7 protein-coding genes are annotated in these 7,126 nt (G+C 64.1%); 5 read left to right on the forward strand and 2 right to left on the reverse strand.

The features are described 5' to 3' along the window. Positions 1-143 precede the first annotated feature (143 nt). The gene (locus CWO89_RS38235) at positions 144-980 is read right to left on the reverse strand and encodes a hypothetical protein (protein WP_349644933.1); all 837 of its coding nucleotides are present in this window, start codon (positions 978-980) and stop codon (positions 144-146) included. 256 nt (positions 981-1,236) lie between these two features. On the opposite strand from CWO89_RS38235, the gene CWO89_RS38240 reads away from it, so the two are divergent. Beyond that, a complete protein-coding gene (locus CWO89_RS38240; RefSeq protein ID WP_130583518.1) occupies positions 1,237-2,487 on the forward strand; it encodes a cyclopropane fatty acid synthase in 1,251 nt (416 codons plus the stop codon). Positions 2,488-2,489: 2 nt separating this feature from the next. On the opposite strand, the gene CWO89_RS46370 is transcribed toward CWO89_RS38240, so the two are convergent. Then, positions 2,490-2,639, reverse strand: a complete 150-nt coding sequence (locus CWO89_RS46370; RefSeq protein WP_165421499.1) for a hypothetical protein — start codon at positions 2,637-2,639, stop codon at positions 2,490-2,492. A 174-nt stretch (positions 2,640-2,813) separates the two neighbouring features. On the opposite strand from CWO89_RS46370, the gene CWO89_RS48975 reads away from it, so the two are divergent. From CWO89_RS48975 to xth, 4 genes are all read left to right on the forward strand, one after another. Next, positions 2,814-2,936 carry a hypothetical protein gene (locus CWO89_RS48975; protein ID WP_256378872.1) on the forward strand — a complete coding sequence of 41 codons (123 nt, stop codon included), beginning with the start codon at positions 2,814-2,816 and terminating at the stop codon, positions 2,934-2,936. Positions 2,937-3,208: 272 nt separating this feature from the next. Next, complete coding sequence (locus CWO89_RS38245) at positions 3,209-4,708, forward strand: replicative DNA helicase (protein ID WP_130583519.1); 1,500 nt, start codon at positions 3,209-3,211, stop codon at positions 4,706-4,708. Between the two features lie 42 nt (positions 4,709-4,750). Then, on the forward strand, positions 4,751-5,983 hold the full coding sequence (gene alr / locus CWO89_RS38250; RefSeq protein ID WP_130583520.1) for an alanine racemase: 1,233 nt from the start codon (positions 4,751-4,753) through the stop codon (positions 5,981-5,983). Between the two features lie 33 nt (positions 5,984-6,016). Continuing rightward, positions 6,017-6,787 (forward strand): exodeoxyribonuclease III, encoded by a 771-nt coding sequence (gene xth, locus CWO89_RS38255; RefSeq protein WP_130583521.1) that lies wholly within the window; start codon positions 6,017-6,019, stop codon positions 6,785-6,787. Positions 6,788-7,126 lie beyond the last annotated feature (339 nt).

Raw genomic sequence — 7,126 nt, forward strand, 5'->3', positions numbered from 1 at the left:
GCTAGAGTAACACTCTAATGATGGTCAAGTTTGGCCTTGGCGCGGAAATGCGCCTTGGGTGAGCCTATCGCGAGACAGGATGATCGGCGGACTGGTCGGTCTAGCCGACTGGGATGGCGGCAATGACGACGGCGCGGACGCCGTCACTGCGAAGCTGCAGGAGCTGCCGGAGTAGCCGCAGACGGGCTTGCGGACGGTTCCGGAGCGCTCGGAGCTGCAGCGGCTGCTGGCGGCGCTGGCGTCACCGGTGGAACTGGATCCGACCGCGGCGGTGCTGGCTCGCTGCCGCCACTTTCCCTCGACTCAACCTTGGCGGCCTCGCCCTTCGGCGTCTCTTCCACGGCTGGCTCGGCCTGTCTGGCAGGTTCCTCGCTGGGCTTGCCGCGCTTGCCCATCTTTTGTTTTGCGGCCGGCTTGGGCTCGGTTGCCTGCTCCGGGCTGGCCGCGTCAGGTGCCGCCTCGCTCGGCTGCTGCGGCCGCTTGGCGTTGCGACCATGCCGCCTGCCCTCGCCTTGTGTATTGAGGCCGTCAGCATCAGGCTTGGCGGCCTGCTGCGCATCGGGGGCGGGCTCGGGCGTGCTCCATGGAAACAAGAACCTGCGGCTAGGCCGCTCCGGTTCGGGCGGGCTGGCCGGGCGCGCGGCTTCCTGCTGCTTCGCATCCTTGCCGCGCTTGGTCTGCTCCTGCCGGCCCTGATATCGCGTATCGCTGGCGCCGTTGGACACGAGATAGGACGCCAGCAGCGAGGCCATGTCGCTGCTCGTGGTGTAGTGCTGGCGCAGGAACCCCGGGAGCGCCGAAGCGCTGACACTCTTGAGCAGGCCGCGCGCCGACTTGTGGCAGGCGCTGCAGGTGCCGGCAAAGATCTGCGAGGGGCTCTTGCCGGCCTCCAGATTGGTCGGCTGGGCATGCGCCGAGTTCGCCGCAAGGCCGGCGACAACAAGAATCACCGCCGCGAAAATGAGCGCTCGGCCCAACATCCCCCATTCTCCTGATCGTGGAAACGCCACCCGGCCCTGCTCGATCCGGTTGCGGCGCGCCCCTTTTAGCCGATTATCGGGCGAATGGAAGCGCAGTTGTGACGCATCCACGCAATTGTCACATTCGGGAATATCCGCTTTGACTACAACGCAATAGCGCTTCCCCCCGATCACACCTACAGTGATGTTGACTCACATTGGAACCATCTGTTCCACTGCGCGTCAGGGTAACGGCCGGTCGCTCTGTGGTGCTTCTATGGACCGTTTGTTGCGTTATTTCTTGGGGCAGTTCGTTCGCCGTGGGGCGCTTTCGGTCACGACCGCAAGCGGGGCAAAGTTCACGTGCGGCGACGGCGCCGGGCAGCCGGTTCCGGTGCGGTTCCTGACCGCAGCCGCGGAGCGTTGGGTGTTGCTCGATCCCGAGCTCAGTCTCGGTGAATCCTATATGGACGGCACGTTCGTCGTCGAGAACGGCTCGATTGCGGATGCGCTTGCGATCCTGATGGATCAGCCGGACATGCTGCCGCGCTGGGCCAAGCCGCAATGGCTCCTGCGCTATCTCGGAAGGCACATCTGGCAATTCAATCCGCGAGGCCGGTCGAGGCGCAACGTCGCTCACCACTATGACCTCGATGGCCGGCTCTATTCCCTCTTCCTCGACGCCGACAAGCAATATAGCTGCGCCTATTTCGAGACGCCGGATGCGACGCTGGACGACGCCCAGCTCGCCAAGAAGCGCCATCTCGCCGCCAAGCTCCTGGTGTGGCCGGGCCAGCGCGTGCTCGATATCGGTTCCGGCTGGGGTGGGCTTGGCCTCTACCTTGCCGAGATGACCGGCGCCGACGTCACCGGCGTCACGCTCTCCACCGAGCAGCTCCAGGTTTCGAACACCCGGGCGGCGGAGAAGAACCTCTCGCAATCGGCGCGCTTCCTGCTCGAGGACTATCGCGACATCCCCGGCCCGTTCGACCGCATCATCTCGGTCGGCATGTTCGAACATGTCGGTGTCGACTTCTACGAGACCTTTTTCCGCCGCTGCGCCGAGTTGCTGACCGACGACGGCGTGATGGTGCTGCACTCGATCGGCCGGTCCACGGGGCCTGACGTCACCAGCCCCTGGATCGAGAAATACATCTTCCCCGGCGGCTATATCCCGGCACTGTCCGAAGTCATGCCCGCGATCGAGAAGGCCGGGCTCTTGGTCTGCGACATGGAGATCCTCCGACTGCACTATGCCGAGACCTTGAGGGCATGGCGTGAGCGTTTCATGGCGCGGCGCGAAGAGGCCGTCCGCCTCTACGACGAGCGCTTTGCGCGGATGTGGGAGTTCTATCTGGCGGCGTCCGAAATGTCGTTCCGCAAGCAGAACATGATGAACTTCCAGCTCCAGCTCACCAAGCGGCAGGGCGTCGTGCCGATCACCCGCGACTATATCGGCCAGGAAGAGGCCAAGCTCCGCGGCATCGAGCAGCGCGCGCGGCCGCGGCTGCAATTGGCGGGCGAATAGGTTCAGTTGCGAAAGCTGAAGGCCGAGCCGTAACAGGGATAGGCTACGGCCGGGCGCGCAAGTCGCGCTTCGACGGCGGCGAGCACCTGCTTGTCGCAGGGAACATTGCGGATTTCCGGACGAGACGCCTCCTCCATGGCGTCGATCAGCATCGACAGCCACCGCCGGTCGCCCTGGTCCGATCGCCGGATATGAAATCGCTGGCTCATCGCTTTAACTAACCCGAAACCCTTTGGTCCGTTCCCGCCTACCCTGCCGCAATAAAAATCATTCCCATGTGAACTGGTTCACAAGGTGGGCGGGCGGTTTGGGCGTAGACCACCCCCATGTCCCACGAGACCTACAGATCCTTGTTCGATCCGCCGCGCGACCTCAAAACCGACTACGCCCTGATCGCTGTGGGCATCGTCGCCGCCTTGGTTGCGTTCGCCTATCTCATCCTCACCTGAGATAGCGGGCCGGACACGCGCCGTTCCCTTGGATGTTGGTTCGTCCAGGTGGAATTAGGTTCAGCCTGCCCCAAAACATTCCTCGCGACTCGCCGCCCCGCCCCCGAAATCCGTCAAGCATCGTGCACCGCTGCTACGTGATTCACACTTCGCTTGTGTGAATCGTGAATAAGGCGCATGGGCACTTCCGCTTCCGACAGCGGTGGCGCTTTATCGCCGCCCCTGCTTCCGGGAATCCCAATAACGGCGAAATCCGAAGAATAATTCCGTCCATGGCAACTGATTCGAACGTCCTGAAGCTCGCGCCCGAGCCGGGAACCCCGGCCTATCGCAGCGCGCCGCACAATATCGAAGCGGAACAGGGCCTGTTGGGCGCGATCCTGGTCAACAACGACGCCTTCTACCGCGTCTCCGATTTCCTGGAGCCGAAACACTTCTTCGAGCCGCTCCACCAGACGATCTACGAGACCGCCGGTAGCCTGATCCGCATGGGCAAGGTGGCGACCCCCGTGACGCTGAAGACCTTCCTGCCGGCAGAGACCGACATTGGCGGCATGACGGTTGCCCAATACCTCGCCCGCCTTGCCGCCGAAGCGACCACGATCATCAACGCCCAGGACTATGGCCGGACCGTCTATGACCTGTCGCTGCGGCGCGACCTGATCCGGATCGGCGAGGACATGGTCAACGTCGCCTTCGACGCGCCGGTGGATTTCGCACCGCGCGCCCAGATCGAGGACGCCGAGCGGCAGCTTTACGAACTCGCCGAAACCGGCCGCTATGACGGCGGCTTCCAGCGCTTCTCCCAAGCGCTGACGCTTGCCGTCGACATGGCCGCGAAAGCGTTCCAACGCGACGGCAAGCTGTCGGGCATCTCGACCGGCCTGCGCGACCTCGACGCCAAGATGGGCGGCCTGCAGCCGTCGGACCTGATCATCGTCGCCGGCCGCCCCGGCATGGGCAAGACCTCGCTCGCGACCAACATCGCCTACAACATCGCCAGGGCCTATGAGGGCGAAGTGCAGGCCGACGGCAGCATCAAGGCGGTCCACGGCGGCGCGGTCGGCTTCTTCTCCTGCGAAATGTCGGGCGAGCAGCTCGCCACCCGTATTCTCGCCGAGCGCACCGGCATTCCCTCGAGCCACATCCGCCGCGGCGGCATCACCGAGATGGATTTCGAGAAGATCCGCGAATGCTCGATCGAGCTGCAGTCCCTGCCCTTCTACGTCGACGAAACCGGCGGCCTGTCGATCTCGCAACTGACCGCGCGGGCGCGGCGGCTGAAGCGACAGAAGGGTCTCGACCTCATCGTCATCGATTACATTCAGCTTCTGCAGGGATCGGGCAAGCGCGGCACCGACAACCGCGTCCAGGAAATCACGGAGATCACGACCAACCTGAAGGCGCTGGCGAAGGAATTGAACGTCCCGGTGATCGCATTGTCGCAGCTCTCGCGCCAGGTGGAAAACCGCGACGACAAGCGTCCGCAGCTTTCCGACCTGCGTGAATCCGGTTCGATCGAGCAGGACGCCGACGTCGTAATGTTCGTCTATCGTGAGGAATATTACCTCGCCAACAAGGAACCGCGCGCGGGCACGCCGGAATACGAGAAATGGCAGCTTGACATGGACCTCGCCCACGGCAAGGCCGAAGTCATCATCGGCAAGCAGCGCCACGGCCCGACCGGCTCGGTCGAACTGCACTTCGAAGCCAGCGTGACACGGTTCGGCGATCTCGCCCATGACGGTCAAGTGCCGGATCGGTCTTATTGATGCGCGGTTGAACCATTGCTGCCGCCCGCGTAAAACGGCTCCATGAACGTCGCTTCCGATCCGAAATCGATCCCGCAGGGCGCGCAGCTTGCGTCCGACGCAAACCAGCTCGCGGTGCCTCCGACCGCCACGGGCATCCTGACCGTCGATCTCGACGCCATCATCGCCAATTGGCGCAGGCTCGAGAAGAGCGCGGTTCCGGCCGAATGCGGCGCCGTCGTGAAGGCCGACGGCTATGGCTGCGGCGCTGCGCAGGTTTCGCGGGCATTGGCCGCCGCCGGCTGCAAGACGTTCTTCGTCGCCAATATCGAAGAGGCGCGCGCTGTCCGCGAGGCGGTGCCGTCCGCCACCATCTATGCGCTCGGCGGCTTCTTCCAGAACACCGGCGACAGCTACGCCAAGTTCGACTGCCAGCCCGTGATTGGCGACCTCAACGAACTCGCCGAATGGGACGTGTTCTGCCGTCGCTCCGGCTGGTCGGGCGGCGCCGCCGTTCACATCGACACCGGCATGAACCGGCTCGGGTTCACGATCAACGAGGCGCAAGGCATCATCCCGCGCATCAACGCCGGCGATCACGGCATCACGTTGGTGATGAGCCACCTCGTCGCCGCCGAGCAGCTCAACAGCCCGATCAACGCCAGGCAGCTTACGACCTTCCGCGAGATCGCGAGCCTGTTCACCGGCGTGCCGGCGTCGCTTGCGAATTCCTCCGGCATTTTCCTCAGTCCCCAATTCCAGTTCGAGCTGGTGCGGCCGGGAGCCGCGCTCTACGGCGTCAACCCGACGCCCGAGGCCGACAACCCGATGCGGCCGGTGGTCGATCTCAAGGCCCGCATCGTGCAGATCCGCCACATCGATCGCGGCGAGACCGTCGGCTATGGCGGCACCTGGACCGCGCGGCGGCCAACGCGATTGGCGGTCATCTCGGTCGGCTATGCCGACGGCTATTTCCGCGCAGCGAGCTCGAACGACGGCACCCGCGGCGCCGACGTTGTGGTCGCCGGAAAGCGCTGCCCGATCGCCGGCCGCATCTCGATGGACCTGATCGCCGTTGACATCACCGAACTCGACAAGAATGCCGTGCGGCGCGGCCACATGGTCACCCTGATCGGCGAAGGCATCACGGTCGACGAACTCGCGCATCATTTCGGCACCATCGGCTATGAGGTGCTGACCAGCCTGGGTCCGCGTTATGCGCGCATCTACAAGGGCGGCAACCCCACGGAGGAGCCGCCGCCACCGCCTGCCGACTCCGGCAACGCTCCGGCCTGATCGGGTCAGGACGGATCGCGGTCGTCTCGACACATGAAGATCGCGACCTTCAACATCAACAACATCAACCGCCGCCTGCCGAACCTCTTGCGCTGGCTGCGCGCGGCAAAACCCGATGTCGTCAGCCTGCAGGAACTGAAGGCGACCGACAGCGAGTTTCCGTTGCCCGCGATCGAAAAGGCCGGCTATGGCGCGGTGTGGCAGGGGCAGAAGACCTGGAACGGCGTTGCGATCCTCGCGCGAAAAGCCGAGCCGGTATTGATCCGCACCGTCCTGCCCGGCGATCGCACCGATCACGAGGCGCGCTATATCGAGGCCGCGGTCAAGGGCATCATCGTCACCAGCCTCTATCTGCCGAACGGCAATCCGCAGCCCGGGCCGAAATTCGACTACAAGCTGGCCTGGTTCAGGCGATTGCGCGCGCATGCCGCTAAGCTTCTCAAAGAGGATGTCCCGGTCGTGCTCGCCGGCGACTACAATGTCGCGCCGACCGAGCTCGACATCTATCCGACGCGCTCGTGGGACAAGGATGCATTGATCCAGCCGAAGAGCCGCGCCGCCTTCAAGGCGCTCGTCGACCAGGGCTGGTGCGACGCGATCCGCACGCTGCATCCGGCAAAGCCGATGTTCACCTTCTGGGACTACAAGCGCAACCGCTGGCCGCGCGATGCCGGGCTGAGACTCGATCATCTGCTGCTCAGTCCTGTGCTCGCGCCGCGTCTGACGAAGGCTGGTGTCGACCGCGACATCAGAGGCGAGGAAGGCGCAAGCGACCACGCACCGGCGTGGATCGTGCTGCGGTGATTGTGCCGTAGGATGGGTAGAGCGCAGCGAAACCCATCGCGATGGAGCAAGCGGCGAGATGATGGGTTTCGCTGCGCTCTACCCATCCTACGATTGTCGTCCCCGCGAAAAACGAGACGACACCGTCATTGCGAGCGAAGCGAAGCAATCCATGTCTCCACAAGCGGCAAAATGGATTGCTTCGCTCCGCTCGCAATGACGGGGTGAGTCCTGATTCAATTGTCAAATAGCGTGAGGATGTGAGTCCGCGTTCTCGCGGAGCTTTGCGCCCGAGGTTTGCGTCGCCTTCCACCCTCCTCATTGAACAGAGGGCGCAGGGAAAGCCGGGTGCCGGTTGCA

The sequence above is a fragment of the Bradyrhizobium sp. Leo170 genome, from assembly GCF_004296405.1.
GTDB lineage: Bacteria > Pseudomonadota > Alphaproteobacteria > Rhizobiales > Xanthobacteraceae > Bradyrhizobium.

Excerpts from the sequence above, each read along its gene's own strand:
- xth (WP_130583521.1), top strand. The coding sequence starts at position 6,017 with ATGAAGATCGCGACCTTCAACATCAACAACATCAACCGCCGCCTGCCG.
- CWO89_RS38235 (WP_349644933.1), bottom strand. The coding sequence starts at position 980 with ATGTTGGGCCGAGCGCTCATTTTCGCGGCGGTGATTCTTGTTGTCGCC.
- alr (WP_130583520.1), top strand. The coding sequence starts at position 4,751 with ATGAACGTCGCTTCCGATCCGAAATCGATCCCGCAGGGCGCGCAGCTT.
- CWO89_RS38240 (WP_130583518.1), top strand. The coding sequence starts at position 1,237 with ATGGACCGTTTGTTGCGTTATTTCTTGGGGCAGTTCGTTCGCCGTGGG.
- CWO89_RS38245 (WP_130583519.1), top strand. The coding sequence starts at position 3,209 with ATGGCAACTGATTCGAACGTCCTGAAGCTCGCGCCCGAGCCGGGAACC.
- CWO89_RS46370 (WP_165421499.1), bottom strand. The coding sequence starts at position 2,639 with ATGCTGATCGACGCCATGGAGGAGGCGTCTCGTCCGGAAATCCGCAAT.
- CWO89_RS48975 (WP_256378872.1), top strand. The coding sequence starts at position 2,814 with ATGTCCCACGAGACCTACAGATCCTTGTTCGATCCGCCGCGCGACCTC.